Consider the following 24,958-nt stretch of genomic DNA (forward strand, 5'->3'; position numbering starts at 1 on the left):
AAATGTTTAACAAACTTATAAAAGAGTTTAAAACTCCTTCGCCTCTTTTTAGGAGTGCCCCTTTCTGGTCATGGAACGACCAACTTGACTCAAAAGAATTGTGTTACCAGGTTGATATGATGCAGAAGGGCGGGTTTGGTGGTGGGTTTATGCATGCAAGGATGGGGTTGGTTACAACTTATCTTTCTGAAGAATGGTTTGACTGTATAACAAAGACTGTTGAATACTCTAAAGATAGAGGGTTTAAAGCATATATTTATGATGAAGATAGGTGTTCAAGCGGTTTTGCTAGCGGGATAGTTACTCAAAACCCTGATAATAGAATGAGGTACATAAAGATTCAAAAAAAGAATAAAGAGTACACATACTCATTGATTTTTGGACCTAACACCGAGTGGTATAACGGTTCTACGTACGTGGATATTATTAACAAAAATACAGTTAAAGATTTTATGGATTCAACCTACACCCCTTATGAAAACCTATTTAAAAAATATTTTGGGAATACTATACCTGCTATTTTTACCGATGAACCAAACTATTATAGAGGCAACCTTTATAAATGGGGCGATAAGAACGAACAGGTTACTGTTTTGCCGTGGACATTCAGTTTTGAAAAGATTTTTAAAGAAACTTACGGGTACGATATCCTGAAAAATGTTGTATATCTTGTAGAAGAAAAAGAAGGGTACGAGAAGGTTCGGTATGATTACTTTAAATTGTTAAACAGGTTACTCCTTGAAAATTTTGGTATGCAGGTCTATAGTTGGTGCGATGAGAGAAATATTGCCTTAACAGGTCATTATATGGGAGAAGAGACACTTTTTTCTCAGGTGCAAAACCTTGGGGAAGCAATGAACTTATACGAGTATATGCATTGGCCTGGTATAGATTGTCTTGGCAGAAAAACGCCTGTTCCTCTGATACCAAAACAATGTAGTTCTGTTGCTAACCAATTGTCTAAAGAACGTGTTTTATCTGAACTATATGGGTGTGCTGGGCAAGATTTTTCGCTTGCTGATAGAAAAAGGTTGGGAGATTGGAATATTGTTCTCGGTATAAACTTTTTCTGCCCTCACCTTTATCTGTACTCATTAAGAGGTTGTAGAAAGAGAGATTATCCACCCACTATTTCTCACCACCAACCGTACTGGAATTACCAGAGCGAAATTGAAGATTATTTTGCAAGAACAAACTTTCTTATGAGTCAAGGTGAGTACTGTTCAAATATTCTTGTTGTTCATCCTGTAGAAAGTGCTTGGTGTAAATTTAGTTTAAAGCAAGGTAAAACAATTGATAAACTTTTGGAGAGTGGGTGGAACTCTAAAGGAAACTCTGTTTTAACCGATATAGATAACAGGTTAGCAGAACTAACTTTAATGCTTATTGAGAATAAATTTGAGTATGACTTTGGAAGCGAACATTTAATAGAAAAATATGGCAAAATAGAAGACGGTATATTTACTTTAGAAAACGGAAAATATTCTGCTGTTATTATTCCTGACTCAATAACCCTTAGAAGAAAAACTGTTGAGTTACTTGTTGATTTTGGAAGAGCAGGGGGAGTGTTGATTGCTTCAGAAAGGTTTCCTTCTCTTATGGAAGGAGGTCAACAAGACGAAAAATTATTCAAAGAACTTAAACAACTCTGCCATACATACTCTTCGCTTGATAGTCTAATGAATATTCTTGATAAAAATATTGAAAGGTTTGTTCTTGTTAAAGATGCTAACGGAGAAAATATTCCTAAAATATATGTGCATACAAGAAGACTAAATAGAGAAACTTCTTTGATTTTTCTTACCAATATAACTGCCGATAAAAACTATTTAGCAACAGTAGAAATTTTTAAAAAAGGTGCGCTTTATAAAATGAACTCTTTTAAAGGAACAGTTGAAAAGACGCCAGTTTCGCATCTTAAAGACGGTAAAATGGGTATCGACTTGGTTTTTCCTCCAGTAGGTTCATATATGTTTCTTTTGAATGAATCTGAAGAGCCATTGCTTACAAAGAAAGATGAAAATAAAGAGAGAATACAAGCCCAACTTTCTGGCTGGGATATATCAATGAAGGATTTCAATGTACTGGTGCTTGATAGATGCGCTTTTCAAAAAAGTACAGATACACGTTGGTCTGAGAAGATGCTTGCAATAGAAGTTCAAAATGAGATGGAAAAAACGTGTAACGGTGAAACGGTAAGAGTATTATTTGAATTTAAAGTAGAGGAAGGGTTTTCTCCTAAAGGTCTAAAACTTATTGTAGAAAGTATTGATAACTACAAAGTTAGCGTTAATGGAGAGTCTTTGAATGCTAAAAGTGGCCAAAGATGGATTGATAAATGTTTTAATGTAGTGGATATACCAGCAAATTTTATAGTATCTGGAAAAAACAGTATTATCCTTGAAACATTGTTTAATTTACCTAAAAAGGAAGGCACACTTATTTTTAAGAAAGGTGGTACTGAACTGGAAAACATTTATATAGCGGGAGATTTTTCTGTTGAAGCAGAAGATATACATCATACAGCAGATGGGTATTACCATAGCGGTTTAAAGTTGGCACCTTCACAAAAAATAACAGATGAAAAGAGTGTAAACTTGCAAGGTTATCCGTTTTATACTGGCATCCTGTCTGCAGAAAAACAGGTTGTTATAGATAAACTGAAAGGTCGATATGTACTACAATTTGAGCAGTTTCATTGTACGGTAGTAGAGGTTAGCGTTAATGGAAGAAAGGTTGGGACAGTATATCTTCCTCCTTACCAGATTGACCTGACAGGCTATTTAAAAGAAGGAACAAATATAATATCAATTGAATGTGCTGGAACCCTTAGGAATGCGCTTGGACCGTTTCATTTAAAAGAGATGTTCCCAACAATCGTTGGTCCGGATTCTTTTGAATCGTTTGAAACAGAAGGGTACGCAAATGTACCTTTTGGGGTAGGTAAAACTTTACTTATCCAGGAGTTTTAGTATGGATATAAGGCAAGTTATAGAAAAAGAAGGCGTTATTATAACCGATGGTAGTATGGGAGCATACCTTCAAGAGTTAGGATATTTAGGTATTACCCCTGAATGTGCAAGTATAGATATGCCTGATTTAGTTGCTTCGGTACATAAAGAGTATATTGAATCTGGGGCGTCTGTTATACTTACAAACACTTTTGGCGCTAACAAGAAACGGTTGGCTCGCAAGAATTTGGCAAATAAAATTGAAGATATAAATATTAAAAGCGGCGAGATTGCAAAAAGAGTTAGTAGCCAATATAAGGGTATTCTTGTTGCTGGAGATATAGGACCTTCTGGTGAATTTCTTGAACCTTATGGCAACTTAACAATGAAAGAAGCAGAAGATATATTTGTTTATCAGGCTAAATTTTTACAAGAGACAGGTGTTGATCTTATTCTGCTTGAAACTTTTCAAGATTTAAAAGAAATTGAGGTTGCATACAACTCTATCAAAGCAAAATATGATTGTTTTATCATACCTTCTTTAACCTTGAGTTCAGGCGGAGAAAATAGGACACTTATGGGACAGAAAATAGAGGATTTGTTGGAATGGGCAGAAAAGATAGGTGTTCTTGGTATAAATTGTGGATTGACAAGCAGGGAAATGGAATCTGTTGTTAGCAAAATAAGAAAGATTTCAGAAATACCTTTATGGGTAAAACCTAACGCTGGGATACCCCAAGTATCAGACGGTAATATAACTTACCCAGAAAGTATAGAAGAGTTTACTGAAAATTGTGTTGAAATGGTTAATAAAGGAATAAAATTTATTGGTGGCTGTTGCGGAACAACCCCAAAATATATAAAAAATCTTAAAAAGGTAATATATGAAACGGATTGAAGTTGTTTTTGATATCCCTCTTGAAAAGAGTTTTGATTACCTACCTGGAGAATTTGAAGGTAAAATTTTTATTGGTTCTCGAGTAAGAGTTCCTTTTGGCAGGCAGGAAAAGACAGGAATAGTTACATCTACAGATAAAGAGGGCGAGATTGACGCAGGGTTATGTAAAAACGTTTTGAAGGTATACGATAGTTTTTCATTGGTTCCAGACGATATTTTTCAGGTTGCGAAATTTCTTTCATCAACCTACTTTTCTTCTTTAGGTCAATCCCTTTTTTCCATAGTTGGCAGGCTTCCTACCAAGTATAAAGATGACCATAATCAAGAGTTAGTAAGGGAAATAAAAAAAACAAAGATAAGATTAGAAAAAAAATGTATCCTTTTAAGTAATGAAAGTGAAAGGTTTGAGCAGAATAGACTTATAGCAGAAGAGGTTCACAATGGTTCGGTTGTTTCTATATTTCCAGAAATTTATCAAGCAGAATCTTATTATGAGCAGATGAAGGCAGTCTTTGGTGAAAAAACTATCCTATTCCACGGGGATTTAAAACCAAAAGATAGGATTTCAAGATGGCTTAAAATGTTGAGTGGAGAAAAGATGTTGGTCATAGGTACCCGTCTTGGTGTCTTTTCTCCTTTATCAGATATATGTGCTTTTATAATAAATAATGGATACGATTCCTCTTATAAAGAGCAACAGACCCCAAAGTATGATGCTTGCGAGGTAGTAGAGTTTAGGGCTTCACAGAATAATATCTCTCTATTTTATTTAGAAACATCTCTTTCAATAAACAGGTACTATTCAATCCAGAATCAGTCAACTTCGCTTGAAACAAAAAGAGAGCCAAACTTAAAGGATAAGGTATATATTGTTCCTATAACTAAAAAGACTGTTGATAAGAAAATTTCGTTTCTTTCAAAAGATGTGGTCTCTATCCTTGAAGAGACAATACTTAAAGAAGAAAAGATAGCAATTATACATAATAGTAAAGGTAATCGAAAAATATTTAGGTGTGAAAAATGTGAAACACGTCTAACTTGCCAGAAGTGTGATTCTGAACTTGTTTTATCCGAAGACGGTAAAACTCTTTTATGTAGATTTTGCAAGATTGCTTTACCTTTTGAGAACAAGTGCCCGGAGTGTGGTAGCAAAAGAATTTCGTTCAGACTTTTTGGTATAGAAAGAATGTTTAAGGTCTTAACTGAAGAATATCCTACTGTTTCTATTTCAAAAATAATCTCTCAACCAGATACCGATATTTGTAAAGATTGCTCTATTCTTATTGGCACAAAAGCTATTAAAAAATATTTAGGAGAGTACTCTTTTGGGCTTGTAGTGTTTGTTAGTGGCGAATCTTTTTTAAATGTGCCCGACTATAGAAGCGAGGAACATTTTTTCATACTTGTTAATGAGGTCGCCTCGCTTATACAAAACCCTTTATGTAAGATTATTATTCAGACTCGAAACCCTAATATGGAGATTTATAAATCCTTAAAAGATTCTAACCCACAACTTTTTTTGGATAAAGAGCTTATTGTAAGAGACCAACTTGGATACCCTCCTTACAGAGAAATAGTAAAAGTTGAAATAAGGAATAAGAAGAAATCTTTACTTGATTCAAAAAAAGTTTTAATAGATAATTATTTGTCGGAAAATAATATTGAAATCATATACTCAGGGCCATCTTTCCCACCAGTAAAAAAGGGAAAAGATGTGTGGAAATATCTTTTTAGAGTGAACGGTATTTTGGATAAAGAGGAGTTAAGAAGAACAATTTATGAAATTGGAGCGTATATTGAGACAAACCCTGATAGAATATAAAATTTGACAAAAAAGTTGTGAAGGTTAAAATTAGATTAATGAGTTGACAAAAAATATAAAAAAGTGGTATAGTTTTATCTGTTAAGAAACAAACAGATATCCCTAAATAAAATTTGGGATAAAGGAGATGATGAGGTGAATAGGTTAGTAATAATTTTAGGAATGTTGGTTTGTTTGGGTTTAACAGCAGAAGCACAGGTTAATTATAAACAGGCAATTGATGCTGGAACTAAAAAAATGAGAGAAAGAGAGCCAGACTATGTTTCTGCAAGAGCTGATTTTACTAAAGCTTTAGAAGTGGCTTCTAATGATAGCGAAAAAGCGGTTGCTACATCAAGAATTGCTGATACTTTTTACGGAGCAAGAGAGTATGAGAAAGCAAGAGCAGAAGACGCAAAAATTCTCAACATTAAAGGAAGTACTTCAAAACAGAAGATAGATGCACAATTTAGAATTGCTGAAAGTTTTATGGGATACAGGTTTCAGGAAAAACCAAACTATGCTCAGTCAAGAGTAGAATATACTAAAATTTTAAGTATGGCTGGAGCAACTCCTGACGATAAAGCTAAAGCAATATTTGGTACAGGGGATTCTTTTGCAACAGAGAAAATGTACGATAAAGCAAGAGCAGAATACGCTAAAGTAGTCCAGATGAAAGATATTAAACCTGATATGAGGCTTGAAGCTCAATATAATATAGGAGCAGATTATAGAGCAGAAGGTAACTTTGAAAAAGCAAAAGCCGAGTGGGCAAAAATCCTTAAAATGGACGAAGCAAATGCAGAATATAAAGAAAAAGTAGAACAGAGAATCAGAACTGTCTACTGGTAATACTTATTTATTGAAACATCTTTTCTTGACTAATCCCCGGGGATGAGAATCTTTCATCCCCGGAGTGTTTTTAACCAACCTATCTGATTATATTAAATGAATGAACTTTTCAACTCTCCTAAAACTCAATATAAGAAAACCGTATCTCAAAAAACGCCTTTAGCCGCAAGGATGCGTCCTGAAAATTTTAGTGAGTTTGTAGGTCAGCAACATCTTTTAGGGCAAGATAAAATATTGAGAAAGATAATAGAGAGCGATAATATCCCCTCAATAATTTTATATGGTCCGCCTGGTTGCGGTAAAACTGGTCTTGCAACGTTAATTGCTCAAAAGACCAAAAACCATTTCAAACATCTTAACGCTGTTACTTCAACTGTTTCTGATGTGCGAGAGGTGATATCGGAATCTAAACATAGGTTTAATCATTCAGGGAGCAGAACAATTCTTTTCCTTGATGAGATTGCTCATTTTAACAAAACCCAGCAGGACGCACTTTTAAAGGATGTAGAAGAGGGAACAATAATTCTTTTGGGCGCAACAACCCATAACCCGTTTTTTTATATTAACACCCCCATATTATCGCGGGCAATGATATTCCAATTTAACCAACTTTCTGATGATAACATAAAAGAAATTTTAACAAACGCACTTAAAGATAAGACTAAAGGTCTTGGTAACCTACCCATTAAACTTTCTGGTGAAGCCCTAAATTATATAGTTAAAAGTAGTCAAGGAGACGCAAGACGTGCTCTAAATCTGCTTGAAGTTTTGACAATAACTCCAAAGAGTGGCACAGGAGATGTTATAAATATTAGTTTAGAAATGGCAAAAGAATCAGCTCAAGGAAAGTTTGTTGCTTACGATAGAAATGATGACCACCATTACGATACAATCTCAGCTTTTATAAAGAGTATTAGAGGGTCTGACCCTAATGCGGCGATATATTGGCTTGCTAAGATGATAGTTGCAGGTGAAGACCCAAGATTTATAGCAAGACGTATATTGATATGTGCTTCGGAAGATGTTGGTAACGCAGACCCGCAGGCTCTTTTAATAGCCGAGAGTTGTTATAGAGCTGTTGAAGTGATAGGTATGCCAGAGTCACGCATTATATTAGCTCAGGCAGTAATCTATATTTCAACTGCCCCAAAAAGTAACTCGTCATATCTTGCCATAAATAAAGCGCTTGAAGATGTGAAAAAAGAGAAGGTACAAGAAGTTCCTTTACATTTGCAAGGAACAGGCTATAAAGGTGCAGAAAAATTAGGTAAAGGTAAAGGATACCTTTATCCTCACGATTTTCCAGAACATTATGTCCAACAGAAATATATGCCATTTGAAAAAAAGTTTTATATACCTTCTGAGTCTGGATATGAAAAAAGAATTAGATTTTTTCTAAACCACCTGGAAAGACTTAAAAATGAGCGAGAAAAAAAAGATAAGAAGAGTAATGATTAATAGGCGGAAGAGTCTTAACCTTAACCAATGGTTGAAAGGTAGCAGAACAATTCAAGAGAAACTTCTTGTTTCCGAATACTATTTAAATGCAAAAACTTTATTAATTTATGCCCATTTTGGTAGGGAAGTAAAGACCGACATAGTTATAAAAAACGCTTTTGATAACGGAAAAACTGTTTGCATTCCATTCAACGATATACCAGAAAAAAAGTTTTATCCCTCAGTAATATCGTCTGAAAAAGATATTGATAGGACAAAAAATATTCCTGAACCTTATTTCTTTCGTCCGTACCCACCAGAAAAAATCGACCTTGTTATACTACCTGGACTTGCTTTTGACTTGTTGGGAAACAGGATAGGTATGGGTGGCGGGTTTTATGATAAGTTTCTTTCGACTATTAAAAAAGATGTAATTAAAGCAGTTTTTACTTTTGATTTTCAAATATTGGAAGAGAAAATACCCGCAGAACAGTGGGATGAAAAGGTTGATATAATAATTACAGAAAAAAGAACAATAGTTTTTAATCCAGAGTTGATATCGCCTACTCTACGAGCATAATTCCAACCCCGTCCATTTATGACCTTGCCTCTGCCCCTCCCTTTTTTCACTCCCCCCCCCATTCCGTCTTTGCGAGCCGTCTTTTGGCGTGGCAATCTCGCCGAAGGCGGAAAAGGAATGAAAACCCACATATTTACCCTCTGCTTGTCTTGCTCTCTTTTTCACATTAAGCAAACAAAATAAAACTCTAAACGCTTTTTAAATAACTGTAATATATACAATTATAAAAAAATATGGTAAAATCATTGTTACCTAAAAACATTAAATAAGGAGGAATAATGGCTGATAATAAAGAATTGATTGAAAACCCTGGTGTGCCTATTGATTTGACCGACGCAAATTTTGGGGAAGCATTAAAAAAGTATAATCTGGTTGTTGTTGATTTTTGGGCAGGATGGTGTATGCCTTGCAAAATGTTAGCTCCTACAATAGAAAAACTTGCAACAAAACATCAAGGAAGTGTTGTTTTTGCTAAAATGAATGTAGATGAAAACGACTCTATCCCAACAAAATTTAATATAATGTCTATACCTACCCTTATAATTTTTAAAGATGGTGAGCAGGTAGGTCAACTTGTTGGAGTGGTGTCGGAAAAAGCTATTGAGGACAAAATATTTGGCACTTGAAATAGACTTAGTTAAAAGTTCTCCTCATAAAAAACTTCTACCTAAAAGATATAAACCTCTGTATTAGGAGGAGCTTTATATCTTTTGGAGGTCTACTTTATATACGCATAGGTGTTATTTATTAACCCGTATATATTCTAACTTATTTCTGTTACAACCTACAGAAGAAAACCTCTTAAAGTTTTTAAAAGATATATTTTATATTTTTACTTATAAAAAAACTATCTTATAGATTTAAGAAGGTCAATTGCTTTCTCTGCCAGTATCTCACCAGCACCACGAGCAAAAGGCGAACTTACAGGTTCATACCCTTGTTGGTCATACGCTTGACTGTGAGCAATATAACCTAAGTTTTCCATACCAAGTTCAACAATAAATGTGAACGGGAACGGAGAATTCTTTTTTATATGTAGTCCAAGCTCAACAAAATATTCGCCCGGTATACTAACAAAAGCAACTTCTCCTATACTAAATGCAACTATTTCTGTTGTCACCTCATCCTTACCTAATCGGGAAGCTTTTAGCATACCCAACCCTGATAAATATTCTAAATTATGCAATCCAGGAGTTAAAAGAACATTCTTTCTTGCTTTTTCAAGAGATTCATCGTCATATTGTTTTAAAGGCAGTTTTAAAAGAGTTCTACCTGTATTTATTTTTGCCTCACTTTCAAAATTCTCTATTTTAGAAATATTCTTGACAACTTCAGCGCCAAGAACTGTTCCTATACGTTGAGAAAATTCAAAATATTCGAATTCTGTTTTGTTTCCCATAAAGTTTATATGGTTTATATCTCCCATCGCTCCAGAGGTATATACAATTCCAGTATCTTCACCAGTAAATTTTCTAATAGTTTTTCGCATCACACCTGGAAAATCTGCAGATATATTGTTCCCTCCAATTGTGTCAAGATGTAAAGCAAAGTTGACTACAAGCCCTTTAATGTTTAAATAGTCTTCACCAAAAGCAACTATTCCGACATCAGGATCTATTGGACCAATTGGTTTAACTATGTCTGGATTGCCTATACCGGGGTTGGTTTTAACAGTTCCATCCTTCATTAAATACCTTCTATTAAAAGAAACATTCTCCTCTCTACCTTTCATCCATACAACTTTTGTTGTATCAAGGGAATTCATAGCGTGGGTTGTAGCAGAACATAAATATGAAGGAAGCATAGATAACCATTCTTTATTTACGGTCTTGTTTTTAGGAGACAAAGTAGACAACTTGTTAACATAAGGACCTGTGTGGGTATGAGTGACACAAATAATTACGTTATCCTCTGGTATAGAGAACCGTTCCTTCAGAAGAGCCCTTGTTTTATCGGTTATTTCGCTGTTTAAAGTTGCCAGGTCACAAGAAATTAAACATATTCTTTGATTACCATCATCAATCACCATTGAACTTGCAAATAAAGGGTCGTGTATCAACTCACTTGTACGAGGACCAAAATAACCTTGTAGTGCGCAACCTAACGGCGGTGTTATATTTACAGTTCCGAATCCTGCTTTAAGCATTGCTTTCCTCCTTGAGTAATTTTAAATTTTTAACTTAACTATTTTATATGATAAGTGTAACATCATTTAACTAAATAAAAAAAAGTTTTGCTTTTCCCTTCCCCCCATTCCGTCTTTGCGAGCGTTTCGTAATAACAAGCAACGGCGAAGACATAAAAGCAAAAAACATAAAAGAACCCCTCACCTTCCATCTTCTTCCTCAAGGGGCTATCTCTTACCCACAAGTTTGTTAACTCTTGATACGAAAGCTATAAGAGGTAATAAAATTTAAATATTTGCTCTTTTTTTCTTGCTTTTGAACGTTTTTTGTTCTTTAACCCGTCTCAAGAGAAGCAAGTTTTTATTTTCAACAACCCACTCAAACACTTCACCTTTTTCAATTTCCATAGCTTGAGCTAAAGCAGAAGGAAGATTAACATAAAACGATTGATTAGTAGGTCTTTCTACTTTTTGAATTTTAGTTTTATAAGCCATTTGCCTCACCTCCTTTTATATAGTATAATTACTATATCACAAAGGAGGCAAAATGTCAATAGTAATAGAAAAAGAAATAGCAAAGGTTAATTTTAATGATAGACGATTATCTGAAAGATATGTTAAAATAATAGAGCAAGTACAGGGAAGTACAGATTTAAGTTTTCCCATAATAATACCAGATAATTGGTCTGATTTAAAAGCGTTATACAGGTTTTTTGCCAATAAAAAAGTAACCCATGAGAGAATACTTATGCCACATAAAAACAGTACAGTAGCAAGATGCATGGAAGAAGAGGTTGTTCTATTTATACAAGACACTACATATTTGAATTATTCACATCATCCATCTACTGAAGGTTTAGGTTCTATAGGAGTTAAAGAAAAGTTTATAGGAATGTTGGTGCATAATGGATATGCGGTAAGTGGTGAAGATAAAAAACCGTTAGGATTGCTACATCAAAAAACAATAGTAAGAAAGTCGAAAGCCAAGAGAAGTAAAAAAGACGAAAAAGAAAGCATAAAATGGCAAGAAGGATTAGAAAGCAGCAGTAAATTACTCAAGGGACATAAGAAGGTAATACAAGTATGCGACAGAGAAGGCGATGTGTACTTTTTTATTAAAAAGATACAGGAGTTAAATCAGGGATTTGTAATACGTTGTGCATGGAACAGAAAGACAGAATCGGGACATATATTTGAAGACATAAAAAAGGCGAAATTGTATGGTTATACAAACATAAAAATAGAACGTAATGGGAATAGAAAAGAAAGAGTTGCCAAGGCAAGCATAAGAAGTTGTACGCTGAAAATACTTGCACCAAAATCTATAAACAGACAAGGTCCTGAACTGGATATAAATGTAGTAATAGTAGAGGAACTCAAAACATCAAACGCAGATAACAAAATACATTGGATACTTCTAACAAACGAGAAAATAGAAAGTAGAGAAGATTGTTTAAAAATAATAAAGTATTATCAATCTCGATGGCTGATAGAGGAGTTTCATAAAGGATTAAAGACTGGCTGTAGAATAGAAGACCGACAGTTGCAAACTAAAGAACAGCTTGAAAAATGCTTAGGTATGTTTTCAATCTTATGTTACAATATTCTACTAATGCGACATGAAGTAAGAAAAGGGGTTGCAGGAAAGGTAATTCTACATCCAGAACAAATAACTTATTTAAGAAAGAAATTCCCTAAAGAAGCAAAGGGAAAAATGACACCTCAAAAAGTATTACGTCTAGTTGCTCGAAAAGGTGGATTTATAGGCAGAAAATCTGATGGCAACCCTGGATGGCTAACTTTAATGCGTGGAATGTATGATTTAATCGTTGTATATGAAGCATACATACACCTTTTAAAAGATATGGGTAAGAGATAGCTCAAGGGGAGAGGCAAATAAGGAAAGATTGTCTTTGCAAGTGATGAAGGTGGTACCTCGGAGTATTTTGCGGAGGTCTAGCCTTCGTCTTACTCAAGTGTAGTGAAAAGAAATATCCCCCCTATATGTCATTCCGGACTTGATCCGGAATCTCGTTTTTCTTGCTACCAGTTTAGGTTAATGGGAGAAAAAAGTATTTGGTGTTATTCACTCCTTTTTTGCCCACTCCCCTTGGGTCTTGTCCCGAATATCCCCGAGGGAGGAGAGGAGTGCCGATGCGAAGAGTAATGAGCATCGTTTGGCAAGGCAGAGAGTCGGTGAACTGCCCCCGTTGACTGAAGCCCGTAGGGCAAGAAAGGATGAGGGGGGGCTCAAAGGTCATCCTCAGAAAACACTTCTGTTTGGAAGGTATAAATCTCTGTATTAGGTTTTTTCCAGGCATCTTTTGGTAGCCCTGCTTTATACATACATAGGTTATCCATAAACTCTTCTAAATTCCAATTGGTCTCAATTGCAACTTGCGGAAGAAAAACTCCTTGCAAGTACCCTTTTTTAACTATAACACCGTCTTTTCCTAATACAATTTGTTCAGCATTATTAATTCTTTCAGGAACTGTTAGAACAGAAATTTCGATTACTATGCTTTTTAGTTCAACAGAAGAAACAGGCGAAAAACGAGGGTCTTCTGTTGCAGATTGAACTGCCATATCACTAACAGCATCAACAAGAGGTTTAATAGGTTGGATATATCCGATACAACCCCTCAATTTACCATTCTTTTTAAGAGTAACAAACACACCTCTTTTTTCCTTAAAGAGCGGGTCTTGACTTTCTGGTGCTTTAAACAATTTTCCTGCAAGATTGGTTTCAATAGCATCTCTTGCAATTTTTAAAAGACTATTTTTTTGATTTTCTGTTAACATTTATCACCACCATTTTTAAGGAAGAACCATATTCTTTAATCCTTGTCGTTCTTCTGTTACTTCCAAAGCTTCTTGTACCTGTGATAAAGAAAAAGTTTTTGTTATATACTTATCGCCCTCAATTATCCCCGAACTTAAAACAGAGATAGCTTGGCTGTTATGTCTTGGTGAAGAACCGTAACTCCCTATAAGCCTGCACTCTCCATACTGTATCTTATCAATATCATCTGCCAGTTGCTCTTTCTTAAAACCACCAAAAAGGTTGACTGTTCCACGTGGAGAAATCAATTTCAGAAATTTAACATTCAAAGCAGCAGACCCAGAGACCACCATAATCTGGTCAACCAACCGCCCGTCACACACTTCTCTTATTACAGGTTCGAGTTCTTCAACGGAAGGGTTTATAAATCTATCAGATTTTGTAAATTTAGCAGACTCCAACCTTTTTTCACCTGTATCACACATAATTACTTTTTTTACACCCTTTCCATAAGCCAGTTGTGCATGAAAACAACCCATTGGACCTGCTCCAATAATAAGAAGAGATTCTCCTTGTTTAATATTACTTAACTCTTGAGCGTTTATTACGCATGCAAGAGGTTCTGCAAGAGCTGCATTCTGGTATGAAAGATTTTCGGGAATTTTGTTCACACATTTGTTTAAAATAAAGTTTTCAGGTATAAGTATATATTCAGCAAAACCACCGTGGTAATGGCAACTAACAACAGTTAAGTTTTCACACATAGACTGGATATCTTTATAGCAGTAAAAACATTTTCCGCAAGGTATAGCCGCTGCAACCTGTACTCTATCTCCAATTTTAAAAGACACAACCTCTTTACCTAATTGAACTACTTCACCAGAAAGTTCGTGCCCGAGAATAGACGGATATTTTATGAAACGATGGCCTTGTCGATAAGTTTTCACATCTGTACCGCATACTCCGCATGCTTTTACTTTTACTACTATATCCTTGTTTTTAGCAACAGGGGTGGGGAAATCACAAAAAACAAGGTTCTCAACACCCTTTAATAATGCTGCTTTCATTATTAGTCTCCATTTGTTAAAACAAAAACTATCTTATAGATTTAAGTAGTTGAATTGCTTTCTCTGCCAGTATCTCCCCACTTCCACGAGCAACGGGAGAACTCACAGGTTCATACCCTTGTTGGTCATACGCTTGGCTGTGTGCAATATATCCTAAATTGTCCAGCCCGAGTTCCACTATAAAAGTGTAAGGAAATGGAGAGTTCTTTTTTATATGTAGCCCAAGTTCCACAAAATATTCGCCTGGTATACTAACAAAGGCAACTTCTCCAATACTTAACGCCACTATTTCTGTTGTGACCTCATCTTTACCTAATTGTTCTGCTCTTAATATGCCTAACCCTGATAAATATTCTAAATTATGCAGTCCATAGCCTTGCAACACGCTTTTTCTTGCCTTTTCAAGAGATTCATCGTTATATTTTTTCAAAGGTAGTTTCACTAACGTTCTGCCAGCGTTCACTTTAGCTTCGCTTTTAAAATTCTCCATTTTAAAAATATTTTTTATTACTTCAGCCCCAAGAACTGTTCCTATACGTTGTGCAAATTCAAAATATTTACGTTCTTTACTTTTCTCCTTAACATTTGTATGGTTTACATCTCCCATCGCTCCAGAGGTATATACAATTCCCGTGTCTTCGCCAATAAATTTTCTGACAGTTTGCCTCAGCACACCAGGAAAATCTGCTGAAATATTGTTACCACCAATCGTATCAAGATGTAAAGCAAAATTGACTACAAGTCCTCTAATATTTAAATAGTCTTCACCAAAAGCAACTATTCCGACATCAGGGTCTATCGGACCTACCGGTTTTACTACGTCTGGATTACCTCTACCGGGGTTTGTTTGAAAAGTCCCGTCTTTCATTAAAAACCTTCTATTGAAAGAAATACTCTCCTCTTTGCCTTTCATCCAAACAACTTTTGTTGTATCAAGGGAATTGATAGCATGTGTCGTAGCTGAACATAAATATGAAGGAAGCATAGACATCCACTCTTCTGCTATAGCGTTTTCCCAACCGGGCAAAATAGATAATCTCATAACAGGACCTGTGTGGGTGTGGGTACCGCAAATGATTACATTATTCTCTGGTATAGAGAACCGTTTCTTCAAAAGAGTTCTTGTTTTATCAGATACTTCCTTATTTAAACTTATCAAGTCACAGGAAATTAAACATATTCTTTGATTACCATCATCAATTACCATTGAGTTTGCAAATAGAGGGTCGTGTATAAGCTCACTTTCACGAGGACCAAAATAACCTTGTAACGCAGAACCTAATGGTGGTGTTATATCAACAGTCCCAAACCCTGCTTTAATCATTGTCTCCCTCCTTGAATAATTTTAAACGCTTAATTTAATTGTTTTATATGATAAAGTGTAACAGATTCATTTAATGAAATCAAAAGAAACAATGTAACAGAAGTTTTATATTACCACTACTTTCTTCGTCCCAACTTCATTCCGTCTTCTCCTTTACCCTCCAACAATTCCATTATATCTGGTTAAAGCAATAAGAACCATAAAAACAAGCGGTATAGTAAAAATTGAAAGTATATACGAAGCAAAACAAATTCTTGCATATTCGCTTGTATCTCTACCTATAGACTCAGGGAACACTATAATATTTAATCCCACAGGCATAGCGGATATAATAACTGGAATCATAAGATGTTCCCTTAACCCTAATGACCAAAAAATTATCCCTACCAAAAAAGGTATTATTAGCAAACGAATCAAAGAAACAATATAAGCTTGTACAGAAGCAAAAAGTTTACCTAACGGATAAGAAGCAAGCACAAACCCTGTAAGAAGCATAGCTATAGGTCCCATACAGTTAGCAAGTAATGTAATATCCTCATTTAATGTTTTTGGTAAAGGTATCTCAGCAACACCCCACAATATACCCAAAACAAGAGCAACAAGAGCAGGTGGAAATATATTTGCAACTCTTTTCAAACCTATTTTTTTGCCATTATGTGTTTTTTCTAAAGCTAATTTTTGTAGTTCTTCTGGTGATAAACTTTCATCTTGGTGTAGGTGATTAATTATATAAATCCCTATTGAGTAGATAGCAACACTAATTGGAATAGCAAATATCATAGTATTAAAGAGCATCTTTTCTCCGAAAACAGCATTAATAACCGGATACCCAAAATATCCGTAATTAGGAAAGATGAATATATAAAGAAGTATATTTTTAGGTATGCTAATTTTTTCCCCAATACTTTTTGTCAGCAAGTAGCCCAGTAAAAGAATAATAAGTAGAAACCCAGCCCCTACAAGAACCATTAAAAGGTTATTTTCGAGTAACTCCCTATGGAAATTTGTCGACATATTTTTAAACGCAAGAGCAGGGAGCAAAATATGAGTTTCAAGTATGGAAAGCACTCTTGCAGTGGTGGGTGGCAAAACATTTATTCGCCTTAAAAAAAAACCTAAAGCTATCAACAGAAATAAAGAGATAATCTGGTGCATCATAGTGAAATATAACGTATTCAAGGTAATTTTCCTTTAACTGTAAAAATGCTGGTTGTATTATGATAAAAACTCTATTTAAAACAATTTCAAATATCATAACACAATAAATGGTGGAAGGTTAAATTTTTAGGAGAAACTCATAGTTTTATAGAGTTGATTTAACTTTGTTTCTTACTTTATTTTTTTGTGTCTATGTTTTATTGCTCTACTAAAATAATCATCCAGCAATTCTATATTAAACTCTTTCACAATATCTTTTGCAGTAATGTTTTCTAAATTACTGGTAATAAGTGCAGACCCCAAATATTCTGGTATAAAAATATCAACTTTAGGACCATATTTTTCTTTTATTGCAAGAAACTTGCGACCATTATAATCAAGATGAGCCACACAACAGTCAAGATTAACCGTTTTTGTTACATAAAAGCGGTAATTCGATGTTGTAGCGATTGTAACCCCAACTGGCGAAACAATAGACCCAGGTATCCCTCTAAGTGCTCCAACAAAATATGCTCTGCAGGTGTATGCCCAGTATGCTTGCATTAATCCACCGTGGTATGCAGAAGAGAAAACAATAAGGTCTGGACGTTGAATTGCATATCTTTCAAGGAGTTTTGTAAAATTTAAATCAAAACATATAGCGCAAGCGACCGTACCGAAATCACATTTTATAAGAGGTGCTTCTGTTCCGTATGCTATATTGTGTTCTGCATTTTCGCCTATAGTAAGATGGTTTTTGTAATAAACCCCTGTTATCTCTCCAGTTCTATCTATAATGGTTGTAGCATTCCTCCAAAACCCTTCATTATCCTTTATAGTTGACGAGTAAGCTATGTAAGAATTATTTTCTATTGCCTTCTCTTTAAAAAAATTAAGAACCTGTTCCCCTCTTGTACAAAAAAAATCTAACCACTCTTCTTGCTTCAAAGATTGTGGACGGTCACAGTTTTCAGGCAACACAATTAAGTCAGGTTTGTCAGGCAAAACTGCCTTCAGGTGAGAATCAAGATAATTTATTACATTTTCCACTACTTGCTGAAAATTAACAGTAAGATTAGTAGGTGGTAATGGAATACTTAAATTGCTAATTTTTACTTTTTTTGCCATATAGCAGTCTCCCTTATAAGTTGTTTTTTTAACCTTCAAGGTATTATATATATATTATGGCAATTAAGGCAAATAATACGAATTATGGAGGCTAAATCTTCGTCTTAGTTGTTGCATTTGTTAAGCCTCTTTTTGTTTTTGCTTTTCACGTTCCACGCCCCCCATTCCGTCTTTGCGAGCGTTTGTCTTTTATCCTTACTGCTTTTTATTATATTTCTATGATTTAATTATATTTCTATGATTTAATTTGCATATTTAACATTATTAAAGTATGCTTTTAGAATAACAATATTACTTTTTCTTGAATTTTTACTTCAAATAAAGCCACTTATCTTATGTTTCTAATCTAAAATGTTAATAAAACAAAAACCTTGGAGATAAAAATATGATAAGAGAACTGCCTCAATTAAAGATTCCTACCTGGCTAAATGACTCAATAAATAACATAAATAATAAAACACAACCCGATTTTAATCTTGAAAATATCCTTCAAAACTCCTTATACTACCCCGCCTGTGGTTTAAATGGTACACCTGTAAAGTATCTCACAGGCAATATCCATTCTTTTGTTTATGCTGATTATATGGTTACAAAGGAAGAATTTTCAGAGAACCTCAACGGGACTGCTAAGGACTGTGGTTTTAAAGGTTATCACTCAATCTATCAACGTGAAATATTAAAAAATGAAATACTGCCTGACAATTGGGATTTTAAACTTTCTTCTTTGTTCTTGTTTAGGGAGAATGAAAAAAGAAGGGAAAGCGGTTCTAAATTGCTAACAAAACAACAAGCGTTGGCAAAATATGGAGTTCTCGGAGAATGGGAAAATCAATGTGAACCATTTGCACATTGGAGTATTTGGTTGAAAAATCCTGATAGCAATTTTGATGAGCCGTTAAAGGCGTTTAGTTTTTTATTTCTTTGTGGAGAAATGTCCGCAATATATTTAGGGTTGTACTGCAGGTTGAAAATTGTTCCAACAGTATTATCTATAATTCAACCAGGGGGGGGATTTGGACTAGGATGGGAGGCAGCTGACTACGATAATAGTTTTTTCAAAAAAGTTGTAGCATTAAACGAAGTCGGTTCTCCACCGTACCTCTTGTATGGAGGATGGGGCGATAGGGTAGAATCTTATGTAAAACCCTGTTGGCACGAATATGAAGGAGAGATATTAACAAGATTACCCGAAAGGCGTGCTGGTTTGTGGAAACTAAACGATAATATTCATTCTAAACTAATAAAAGAATTACCTCAGTTTGTTAGTCCTATGAAATGGTTTGGATACAATTTTTGGTTGAGGGCGGAAAATTTCTTGAGAAAACTTGAAGCTGATGAACGATTGAGATTTAAGGATAAAGAAGATATATAATACTTAAAAAATAAAGCCAAAATTGGTAGAAACATATTATACGAGGAGGTTATAGAATGAAACAAGTTACATTAGAGGATTTTAAGACACCTGTTTATTACAAACAAGCCAAAGATATTGTATTTAGCGGGGAAAAAGACGGAACAGATTTTAAGTTAGGGTTTTTACCTGAATCAGAATTCGTTTATAGTTTTGATACAGCTCCAGACGTTTTTTTTCAAGATTTGGATATTGAGGAAGTCTACTATGAACCTTATAGAACTTTTTTAAGATTGAAATATCCAACCGATTTAAAAATATATTTGCGTGGTGGAGATAAACTGTATGTAAAAGGTAACTTAAGAGTTTAATAACAACTACTTACAATTGTAGTGTATGAGGAAAAAACTGTTTGCATCTGTTGTTTCGTTATTTTTCTCCCCTCATTCCTCTTTGCGAGCAAGAATACTGCTATTTTGCCCTCTCCCCTTGGGTCTTGTCCCGAGTACCCCGAGGGAGGGGAGGAGTGCTGGTGCGAAGAGTAATGAGCATCGTTTGGCAAGGCAGAGAGTCGGTGAACTGCCCTCGCTGATTGGAGCCCGTAGGGCAAGAAAGGGTGAGGGTTTATCCCGAATTCTTTTCTGAGGGATTTCTTAGCGTGACAATTCTCTCGGGCATACTCGGGATAAACTCGCCGAAGGCGGAAAGGAATACCTTCCTTCTTTGCCCTCTCCCCTTGAGGGAGAGGAATTAAGGGTGGGGGGGGGTGCAAAGAGTTTAATGGGATGAGGTTTATCCGTTATTTTGTGGCATTGGGTAGTGAGATTAAGCAATATTCTGAAGGCGAAAGAATGAAAAAATCAAAAAAATAAATAAGAACTAATATAGTTTTGCTTTAATACTATAAGGGGGGGTAAGTATGGACTTAAATAAATGGAAAGAAGAAGTTAAGAAATTCAAGGCAAAGATAAAAGAAAATCCAAGTGATATAAAAGCATATATTAGTTTAGCAGAGGCTTACAAAAAATTAGATAACTACCCATCTGTAATTAAAACTTGTGAACAAGCACTAAAAAATAATCCAGATGATGAAAAAATATATTTATATTCTGGTCTGACTTACTGTGACCTTGAATGTTATGAAGAGGCAATAGAAATATTGAGACAAGCAATAGAGATTAATCCAAAATTTGCAAAAGCTTATGCCAGTTTAGGTGAAATTTACAATAAACTTAAACATTTTGAAGACGCAATAAATGTATTAACTAAAGCAATAAGTTTAAACCCAGTATCAGCAAAGGCTTACTATCAATTAGGTATAACTTATAATGAACTTGAACAGTATGAAGATGCAATAAAAGTATTAGATAAAGCAATAAGTTTAAATCTTGAATCTGTAGGAGCTTACATTCAATTAGGCATAGCTTACAATGAACTTAAACAGTATGAATATGCAATAAATGTATTAAATAAGGTAATAAGCTTAGAGCCAAAATCAGCATACGCTTATTTGCAATTAGGATATGCAAATTTTTGCTTGCAAAAGCATTCTGAAGCAATAAAAGCATATAAACAAGGAATCGAAATTGAACCAGAATTTGTAGAGGCATATTTCCTACTAGGTTTAACCTATGAATTTACAAAACAATATGCCGAATCTGTAAAAGCGTATAAACAAGCAATAGAGGTTGATCCAAAGTTTGTGGAATCCTATGCTAATTTAGGAGAGATTTATAATAACCTTGAACAATATACGAAAGCGATTGAAGTGTTGAAACAAGCAATAGAGATTGATCCAGAATATCTGGAATCGTACTATCAATTAGGCATATCCTACAATAATACTGAACAGTATGCCGATGCAATAAAAGTATTAAATGAAGTAATAAGTTTGGACCCAAAATCAGCAGGAGCTTACATTCAATTAGGCATAGCTTACAATGAACTTAAACAGTATGCCGATGCAAAAAAAGTATTAAATAAGGTAATAATCTTAGACCCAAAATCAGCAGGAGCTTACTATCAATTAGGTGTAGCTTACAATGGTCTTAAACAGCATAAGGAAGCAACAGAAGTGTTGAAGCAATCTATAAAGATTGATCCAGAATTTGTGGAACCATATATCTACTTGGGTGCAGCTTATACTGTTCTTAAACAATATGAAGAGGTAATCAAGGTATCAAATAAAGCAATAAGTTTAAATCCTAAATTGACAATTGCTTATTTCTTCTTAGGGAATTCTAATTTTTTCTTACAAAAATATTCTGAAGCAATAAAAGCATATAAAAAAGCTATAGAGATTGATTCGGAATTTGAAGGAGCATATCTCGGTTTAGGTGAAACTTATATTGATCTTAAACAGTATGATGGCGCAATTAAGAAATTAGATAAAGCAATAAGCTTAGATCCAAAATGTGATGAAGCTTACTACAATTTAGGTAGAGCTTACAATGAACTTGAGCAGTATGAAGATGCGAATGAAATGCTAAACAAAGCAGTAGAATTAAATCCAAAATATGTAGATGCGTATTTGTTATTAGGGAAGGTCTATCTAAAAGAAGGAAAAGTTGCATCTGCCCAAAAGCAATATAAGATTCTAAAAAAACTTGATAAAAAACTAGCAGATGAACTTTTAAAAATAATTGAAAACGGGGATTAAGTTAAAATTAAATCTCTTACACTTTTTTGTCAGTGTCTAAGAGTTTTTTCACTATTAAACTTGTGCCTATTGCTACCAAAACAACAGCAGCTTTTGTGGTCTGTTTCATAGGGGCTGAGTTGTTACCAAAACAAGTAGAGGTAAAGTCCTCGCAGTTGTTTAAAACAAAATTATATTTACCGTTGTAATCCTTCGGATTTCTGTATGTTTTTTTGATATTGTACCTTCCTTTTAGGTTGTAATAATTGCATAACTCCTGCCTCCACAAGCATAAATACCTATATGCTATAAAACGTCAAAAATCTTATATTTTAAGGTGTTGACAAACAAAATATGAGCGGTATAACTATATAGTTAAATGCCTATGTAAAAGGAGTGGTAAATGTTTTTAATAGAAAAAAAATTAAAGGCGCTAGCTAATAAAAATCGCCTTCGCATTATAAAAATGCTTGAAAAAGAGGATTTGTGTGTTTGTGAAATAACAGCAGTACTTGGAATAAAGCAACCTTCTGTTACGGGACATCTTTTAAAATTGAAAGAGGCAGGTATCATAGGTGAGCGACAAAAAGGACTCTTTACAGAATTCTTTCTTCTGCGGGAAGAAACCCTTATTGAGTTACAGAGAGAAATCTTAAAAATTATTAATAATGTTCCGCAAGTTAAAAGGGATTCTTTAAAAATTAAAACTATTGACAGATACAAACTTGTAAAGAAATAAAAATGAAAACAATATTCAAAGAATGGCAAAAGTTTTCTGTGGTAATATTAATATTTGTATTTTTCTACTTTTTCCCTCTATCCTTACTTTCATTTAGAAATCCTTTATTTGAAGCCTTTGCACTGCTTCAGGAATATGCCAAAAAACACGTTCTTTTATGTTTAGTTCCAGCATTTTTTATAGCTGGTGCAATCTCTGTTTTTGTTAGTCAGAGCACAGTATTAAAATATTTTGGTCCTAAAGCAAAAAAAGCACTTGCGTATGGAGTTGCTTCTATCTCTGGGACTATCCTTGCTGTCTGTTCTTGCACCGTGTTGCCGCTATTCTCTGGTATTTATAGGCGTGGGGCTGGGTTAGGTCCCGCAACTACTTTTCTATATTCTGGTCCTGCAATAAACATTATGGCAATTATCCTTACTGCAAAAGTTTTGGGTTGGGAATTGGGTGTTGCAAGGGCAGTTGGTGCTATTTTCTTCAGTATCATTATTGGGCTTCTTATGCACCTTATTTTTATAAAAGAGGAGCGTCAAAGGCAGGTTGAAAATAACTCCTTAGAGCTTGATGAAGAAGAAGAAACCAGAAGTATTAAACAAAATATAGTTTATTTGTTTACAATGGTAGGAATTCTGATATTTGCTAATTTTGCAAGACCTAATAGTAGCGATACTTTAATCTTTCGAATAATATTCACTCTCAAATGGTATATAACAGGCACGTTACTACTTTTTTTATCCTTTATACTGAGAAAATGGTTTCAAAAAAAGGAGATTAGGGAATGGGTTGATGCAACATGGATATTTGCAAAACAGATACTACCACTACTTCTTATAGGTGTTTTTGTTGCAGGATTTCTGCTTGGCAGACCAGGATATGAAGGATTTATTCCAAATAAATTTGTAGTAACTCTTGTTGGCGGAAACACTTTTTTTGCCAATTTTTTTGCTTCTCTTGTAGCAGCGTTTATGTATTTTGCCACTCTAACGGAGATACCAATATTACAAGGACTTATCGGTTCGGGTATGGGTAAAGGTCCTGCATTGGCGTTGCTTCTTGCTGGTCCTGCTCTCAGTTTGCCCAGTATGCTTGTTATAAAAAGTGTTATCGGGTGGAAGAAAACAATAGTTTATGTATCTTTGGTAGTAATAATGGCTACAATAAGTGGTTTTATCTTTGGTTTGCTATAAATCCGGGAGGCGTATAATGAAAATAGAAATTTTGGGAACAGGGTGCCCGAAGTGTAAAGCACTTCAAGCAAACGTAGAAAAAGCTGTAAAGGAACTTAAAATAGAAGCTGAAATAATAAAGGTAACCAGACTAAATGATATTATGAATTATGGTGTGATGCTCACTCCAGCCCTTGTTATTAATGGAAAGGTTAAAAATGTAGGAAAGGCGCTCACAGTGGAGGATATAAAAAAACTGATTACCTGACTCATTGATAGATAAAGTAATATTATATATTCTGAGAGATGCTATCTTATTAGACAAGTATAAAGGAAAATACAAACATATAGGTGTGTATATTTGTTAAGTTGAAACTTGATAAAAAACTATCAGACGAACTTTTAAAAATAATTGAGAACAGGGATTAAATTAAAATTTAATCTCTTACACTTTTTTGTCAGTATCTAAGAGTTTTTTCACTATTAAACTTGTGCCTATCGCTACCAAAACAACAGCAGCTTTTGTGGTCTGTTTCATAGGGGCTGAGTGGTTACCAAAGCAAGTAGAGGTAAAATCCTCGCAGTTGTTAAAAACAAAGTTATATTTACCGTTGTAATCCTTCGGATTTTTGTAAAATGTTTCAGCTTTATTGACTATCTCTTTACTATGTTTAGCGTTTCTGGGTTCAGCATGAATGAAAACTGCCTGTCCATTAGCAAATTTTGTTAAGTTTTCTTTTCTTATTTTGGTACTGCTCTGATCTAATTTATCGTCTTTAGGGTTATGGTAATGGATAACTTTACCGTCTCCAACGTAAATACCCATATGCCAGACGACACCATAAATTTTTCTTTTAATTATGCTTCCCGGAATACATTCTTCTTTTCTCATATATATATTTTACCAGAAAAACATATTTTTTCATATAAAATAATTGAAAATAAAGACGATTGCCTTGTGTAAGATTGACAGAAGTTGAGAAAT

Annotated in this window: 22 protein-coding genes; 14 read left to right on the forward strand and 8 right to left on the reverse strand. The window is 34.5% G+C overall.

Going from position 1 to position 24,958, the window contains the following annotated elements; translation table 11 throughout:
• Positions 1-2 precede the first annotated feature (2 nt).
• From M0P98_00900 to trxA, 7 genes are all read left to right on the forward strand, one after another.
• Positions 3-2,972, forward strand: coding sequence for a hypothetical protein (locus M0P98_00900; protein MCK9265439.1), 2,970 nt, complete (start codon positions 3-5; stop codon positions 2,970-2,972).
• Position 2,973: 1 nt separating this feature from the next.
• Positions 2,974-3,849 carry a homocysteine S-methyltransferase family protein gene (locus M0P98_00905; protein ID MCK9265440.1) on the forward strand — a complete coding sequence of 292 codons (876 nt, stop codon included), beginning with the start codon at positions 2,974-2,976 and terminating at the stop codon, positions 3,847-3,849.
• A complete protein-coding gene (locus tag M0P98_00910; protein MCK9265441.1) occupies positions 3,836-5,671 on the forward strand; it encodes a hypothetical protein in 1,836 nt (611 codons plus the stop codon). The genes M0P98_00905 and M0P98_00910 overlap by 14 nt, the downstream gene beginning before the upstream one ends.
• Before the next feature lie 135 nt (positions 5,672-5,806).
• Entirely contained in the window at positions 5,807-6,502 is a 696-nt protein-coding gene (locus tag M0P98_00915) for a hypothetical protein (protein ID MCK9265442.1), read from the forward strand.
• Positions 6,503-6,598: 96 nt separating this feature from the next.
• Positions 6,599-7,960, forward strand: a complete 1,362-nt coding sequence (locus M0P98_00920) for a replication-associated recombination protein A (protein ID MCK9265443.1) — start codon at positions 6,599-6,601, stop codon at positions 7,958-7,960.
• A complete protein-coding gene (locus M0P98_00925; GenBank protein ID MCK9265444.1) occupies positions 7,923-8,519 on the forward strand; it encodes a 5-formyltetrahydrofolate cyclo-ligase in 597 nt (198 codons plus the stop codon). The genes M0P98_00920 and M0P98_00925 overlap by 38 nt, the downstream gene beginning before the upstream one ends.
• Before the next feature lie 278 nt (positions 8,520-8,797).
• Positions 8,798-9,145, forward strand: a complete 348-nt coding sequence (trxA, locus tag M0P98_00930; GenBank protein ID MCK9265445.1) for a thioredoxin — start codon at positions 8,798-8,800, stop codon at positions 9,143-9,145.
• A gap of 221 nt (positions 9,146-9,366) precedes the next feature.
• Here trxA and M0P98_00935 read toward each other — a convergent pair whose 3' ends face one another.
• Positions 9,367-10,665 (reverse strand): neutral/alkaline non-lysosomal ceramidase N-terminal domain-containing protein, encoded by a 1,299-nt coding sequence (locus tag M0P98_00935; protein MCK9265446.1) that lies wholly within the window; start codon positions 10,663-10,665, stop codon positions 9,367-9,369.
• 267 nt (positions 10,666-10,932) lie between these two features.
• Positions 10,933-11,139, reverse strand: coding sequence for a hypothetical protein (locus M0P98_00940; protein MCK9265447.1), 207 nt, complete (start codon positions 11,137-11,139; stop codon positions 10,933-10,935).
• A gap of 52 nt (positions 11,140-11,191) precedes the next feature.
• On the opposite strand from M0P98_00940, the gene M0P98_00945 reads away from it, so the two are divergent.
• Positions 11,192-12,523, forward strand: a complete 1,332-nt coding sequence (locus M0P98_00945) for an IS4 family transposase (protein ID MCK9265448.1) — start codon at positions 11,192-11,194, stop codon at positions 12,521-12,523.
• 371 nt (positions 12,524-12,894) lie between these two features.
• On the opposite strand, the gene amrA is transcribed toward M0P98_00945, so the two are convergent.
• The 5 genes from amrA to M0P98_00970 form a co-directional block, all read right to left on the reverse strand.
• Positions 12,895-13,446 carry an AmmeMemoRadiSam system protein A gene (gene amrA, locus M0P98_00950; protein ID MCK9265449.1) on the reverse strand — a complete coding sequence of 184 codons (552 nt, stop codon included), beginning with the start codon at positions 13,444-13,446 and terminating at the stop codon, positions 12,895-12,897.
• A gap of 15 nt (positions 13,447-13,461) precedes the next feature.
• A complete protein-coding gene (locus tag M0P98_00955; GenBank protein MCK9265450.1) occupies positions 13,462-14,493 on the reverse strand; it encodes an alcohol dehydrogenase catalytic domain-containing protein in 1,032 nt (343 codons plus the stop codon).
• A gap of 28 nt (positions 14,494-14,521) precedes the next feature.
• Positions 14,522-15,817 (reverse strand): neutral/alkaline non-lysosomal ceramidase N-terminal domain-containing protein, encoded by a 1,296-nt coding sequence (locus M0P98_00960; protein ID MCK9265451.1) that lies wholly within the window; start codon positions 15,815-15,817, stop codon positions 14,522-14,524.
• A gap of 153 nt (positions 15,818-15,970) precedes the next feature.
• Entirely contained in the window at positions 15,971-16,996 is a 1,026-nt protein-coding gene (locus tag M0P98_00965) for an AEC family transporter (protein ID MCK9265452.1), read from the reverse strand.
• A gap of 150 nt (positions 16,997-17,146) precedes the next feature.
• Positions 17,147-18,082, reverse strand: a complete 936-nt coding sequence (locus M0P98_00970; protein ID MCK9265453.1) for a carbon-nitrogen hydrolase family protein — start codon at positions 18,080-18,082, stop codon at positions 17,147-17,149.
• Between the two features lie 385 nt (positions 18,083-18,467).
• On the opposite strand from M0P98_00970, the gene M0P98_00975 reads away from it, so the two are divergent.
• From M0P98_00975 to M0P98_01000, 6 genes are all read left to right on the forward strand, one after another.
• On the forward strand, positions 18,468-19,454 hold the full coding sequence (locus tag M0P98_00975) for a hypothetical protein (protein MCK9265454.1): 987 nt from the start codon (positions 18,468-18,470) through the stop codon (positions 19,452-19,454).
• A 56-nt stretch (positions 19,455-19,510) separates the two neighbouring features.
• Entirely contained in the window at positions 19,511-19,804 is a 294-nt protein-coding gene (locus M0P98_00980; GenBank protein MCK9265455.1) for a hypothetical protein, read from the forward strand.
• A 548-nt stretch (positions 19,805-20,352) separates the two neighbouring features.
• Positions 20,353-22,092 (forward strand): tetratricopeptide repeat protein, encoded by a 1,740-nt coding sequence (locus M0P98_00985; protein MCK9265456.1) that lies wholly within the window; start codon positions 20,353-20,355, stop codon positions 22,090-22,092.
• A gap of 382 nt (positions 22,093-22,474) precedes the next feature.
• Positions 22,475-22,810, forward strand: a complete 336-nt coding sequence (locus tag M0P98_00990) for a metalloregulator ArsR/SmtB family transcription factor (GenBank protein ID MCK9265457.1) — start codon at positions 22,475-22,477, stop codon at positions 22,808-22,810.
• A 2-nt stretch (positions 22,811-22,812) separates the two neighbouring features.
• On the forward strand, positions 22,813-23,994 hold the full coding sequence (locus M0P98_00995; GenBank protein ID MCK9265458.1) for a permease: 1,182 nt from the start codon (positions 22,813-22,815) through the stop codon (positions 23,992-23,994).
• Positions 23,995-24,010: 16 nt separating this feature from the next.
• The gene (locus M0P98_01000; protein MCK9265459.1) at positions 24,011-24,241 is read left to right on the forward strand and encodes a thioredoxin family protein; all 231 of its coding nucleotides are present in this window, start codon (positions 24,011-24,013) and stop codon (positions 24,239-24,241) included.
• A gap of 177 nt (positions 24,242-24,418) precedes the next feature.
• Here the strand turns inward: M0P98_01000 and M0P98_01005 are convergent, their stop codons facing one another.
• Entirely contained in the window at positions 24,419-24,865 is a 447-nt protein-coding gene (locus M0P98_01005) for a lecithin retinol acyltransferase family protein (GenBank protein MCK9265460.1), read from the reverse strand.
• Positions 24,866-24,958 lie beyond the last annotated feature (93 nt).

It is taken from the genome of bacterium, assembly GCA_023230585.1.
In the GTDB taxonomy this organism is placed as follows: Bacteria; Ratteibacteria; UBA8468; order B48-G9; family JAFGKM01; genus JALNXB01.

What these genes read in the sequence shown, in the direction of transcription:
- M0P98_00900 (MCK9265439.1), top strand. Translation starts at nt 3, where the DNA reads ATGTTTAACAAACTTATAAAAGAGTTTAAAACTCCTTCGCCTCTTTTT.
- M0P98_00905 (MCK9265440.1), top strand. Translation starts at nt 2,974, where the DNA reads ATGGATATAAGGCAAGTTATAGAAAAAGAAGGCGTTATTATAACCGAT.
- M0P98_00910 (MCK9265441.1), top strand. Translation starts at nt 3,836, where the DNA reads ATGAAACGGATTGAAGTTGTTTTTGATATCCCTCTTGAAAAGAGTTTT.
- M0P98_00920 (MCK9265443.1), top strand. Translation starts at nt 6,599, where the DNA reads ATGAATGAACTTTTCAACTCTCCTAAAACTCAATATAAGAAAACCGTA.
- M0P98_00925 (MCK9265444.1), top strand. Translation starts at nt 7,923, where the DNA reads ATGAGCGAGAAAAAAAAGATAAGAAGAGTAATGATTAATAGGCGGAAG.
- trxA (MCK9265445.1), top strand. Translation starts at nt 8,798, where the DNA reads ATGGCTGATAATAAAGAATTGATTGAAAACCCTGGTGTGCCTATTGAT.
- M0P98_00935 (MCK9265446.1), bottom strand. Translation starts at nt 10,665, where the DNA reads ATGCTTAAAGCAGGATTCGGAACTGTAAATATAACACCGCCGTTAGGT.
- M0P98_00940 (MCK9265447.1), bottom strand. Translation starts at nt 11,139, where the DNA reads ATGGCTTATAAAACTAAAATTCAAAAAGTAGAAAGACCTACTAATCAA.
- M0P98_00945 (MCK9265448.1), top strand. Translation starts at nt 11,192, where the DNA reads ATGTCAATAGTAATAGAAAAAGAAATAGCAAAGGTTAATTTTAATGAT.
- amrA (MCK9265449.1), bottom strand. Translation starts at nt 13,446, where the DNA reads ATGTTAACAGAAAATCAAAAAAATAGTCTTTTAAAAATTGCAAGAGAT.
- M0P98_00955 (MCK9265450.1), bottom strand. Translation starts at nt 14,493, where the DNA reads ATGAAAGCAGCATTATTAAAGGGTGTTGAGAACCTTGTTTTTTGTGAT.
- M0P98_00960 (MCK9265451.1), bottom strand. Translation starts at nt 15,817, where the DNA reads ATGATTAAAGCAGGGTTTGGGACTGTTGATATAACACCACCATTAGGT.
- M0P98_00970 (MCK9265453.1), bottom strand. Translation starts at nt 18,082, where the DNA reads ATGGCAAAAAAAGTAAAAATTAGCAATTTAAGTATTCCATTACCACCT.
- M0P98_00975 (MCK9265454.1), top strand. Translation starts at nt 18,468, where the DNA reads ATGATAAGAGAACTGCCTCAATTAAAGATTCCTACCTGGCTAAATGAC.
- M0P98_00980 (MCK9265455.1), top strand. Translation starts at nt 19,511, where the DNA reads ATGAAACAAGTTACATTAGAGGATTTTAAGACACCTGTTTATTACAAA.
- M0P98_00985 (MCK9265456.1), top strand. Translation starts at nt 20,353, where the DNA reads ATGGACTTAAATAAATGGAAAGAAGAAGTTAAGAAATTCAAGGCAAAG.
- M0P98_00990 (MCK9265457.1), top strand. Translation starts at nt 22,475, where the DNA reads ATGTTTTTAATAGAAAAAAAATTAAAGGCGCTAGCTAATAAAAATCGC.
- M0P98_00995 (MCK9265458.1), top strand. Translation starts at nt 22,813, where the DNA reads ATGAAAACAATATTCAAAGAATGGCAAAAGTTTTCTGTGGTAATATTA.
- M0P98_01000 (MCK9265459.1), top strand. Translation starts at nt 24,011, where the DNA reads ATGAAAATAGAAATTTTGGGAACAGGGTGCCCGAAGTGTAAAGCACTT.
- M0P98_01005 (MCK9265460.1), bottom strand. Translation starts at nt 24,865, where the DNA reads ATGAGAAAAGAAGAATGTATTCCGGGAAGCATAATTAAAAGAAAAATT.